The organism is Kurthia populi, from assembly GCF_042686175.1.
In the GTDB taxonomy this organism is placed as follows: domain Bacteria; phylum Bacillota; class Bacilli; order Bacillales_A; family Planococcaceae; genus Kurthia; species Kurthia populi.
The window spans coordinates 1-1,090 of the sequence record NZ_JBHUOR010000028.1; the positions used below are offsets into that span (position 1 = coordinate 1).

A 1,090-nucleotide genomic window follows, 5' to 3' on the forward strand; every position below is an offset into this window, starting at 1 on the left:
CCGTCATCTCCACACTTCCAATCTATATTGTCTAATATAGATTATCCGTTATTAGTGGGGAATTTTTAAACGGTATTATCGAGAATTTTAACAGCGATTATGACAGTAATCTTACGTATTAAAATAAATGTCTCCAACTACACAATAGTCTAGTCATCTCTATTTAACTTATACTTTGAAAAAAATTGTTAATACAATAGCGTCCAATATGTAATCACTTATTCATCGAATAATATAAAAAAAGAAGATGTACAGTCAATGCACATCTTTTCTATCTTTATTAATCTATTTTAGAACAAACAAAAAAGCGAATGCAATTTGCACTCGCTTAATATGAGTCATGCAGGATTCGAACCAGCGACCCTCTGATTAAAAGTCAGATGCTCTACCAACTGAGCTAATGACTCATGGTGCCGGCGAAAGGAGTCGAACCCTCGACCTACTGATTACAAGTCAGTTGCTCTACCAACTGAGCTACACCGGCATATGAAAATGACCCCNAATAGAATTATAAATTAATGGTGGGCCTAAATGGACTCGAACCATCGACCTCACGCTTATCAGGCGTGCGCTCTAACCAGCTGAGCTATAGGCCCATTAAAAAATGGTGGGTTTGGACGGAATCGAACCGCCGACACTTAGAGCTTCAATCTAATGCTCTACCAACTGAGCTACAAACCCACAATAAATTTTTAAAATGGCGGTCCGGACGGGACTCGAACCCGCGACCTCCTGCGTGACAGGCAGGCATTCTAACCAGCTGAACTACCGGACCGTATTAAAATAAAAATGGAGGAGGTAGAGGGATTCGAACCCCCGCGCGGTTTGACCCGCCTGTTGGTTTTCAAGACCAATCCCTTCAGCCAGACTTGGGTATACCTCCAAAGGATTATGGCGGCCGAGGGGATCGAACCCCCGACCTCCCGGGTATGAACCGGACGCTCTAGCCAGCTGAGCTAGGCCGCCATAATAAATAATATAAAATTGGTGGAGCCTAGCGGGATCGAACCGCTGACCTCCTGCGTGCAAGGCAGGCGCTCTCCCAGCTGAGCTAAGGCCCCATTACTAAATGGTCGGAATGACAGGATTC

At 44.2% G+C, this 1,090-nt stretch carries 8 tRNA genes; all 8 read right to left on the reverse strand.

Annotation, left to right across the window (positions count from 1 at the left end):
- Positions 1-334: 334 nt before the first annotated feature.
- Positions 335-407, reverse strand: a tRNA-Lys gene (locus tag ACFSY7_RS05455).
- Between the two features lies 1 nt (position 408).
- Positions 409-484, reverse strand: a tRNA-Thr gene (locus ACFSY7_RS05460).
- Positions 485-519: 35 nt separating this feature from the next.
- A tRNA-Ile gene (locus ACFSY7_RS05465) sits at positions 520-596 on the reverse strand.
- Positions 597-605: 9 nt separating this feature from the next.
- Positions 606-681, reverse strand: a tRNA-Phe gene (locus tag ACFSY7_RS05470).
- Positions 682-698: 17 nt separating this feature from the next.
- A tRNA-Asp gene (locus tag ACFSY7_RS05475) sits at positions 699-775 on the reverse strand.
- A 15-nt stretch (positions 776-790) separates the two neighbouring features.
- Positions 791-883, reverse strand: a tRNA-Ser gene (locus ACFSY7_RS05480).
- Positions 884-892: 9 nt separating this feature from the next.
- Positions 893-966: transfer RNA gene (locus ACFSY7_RS05485), tRNA-Met, on the reverse strand.
- Positions 967-985: 19 nt separating this feature from the next.
- Positions 986-1,061, reverse strand: a tRNA-Ala gene (locus tag ACFSY7_RS05490).
- Between the last annotated feature and the right edge of the window lie 29 nt (positions 1,062-1,090).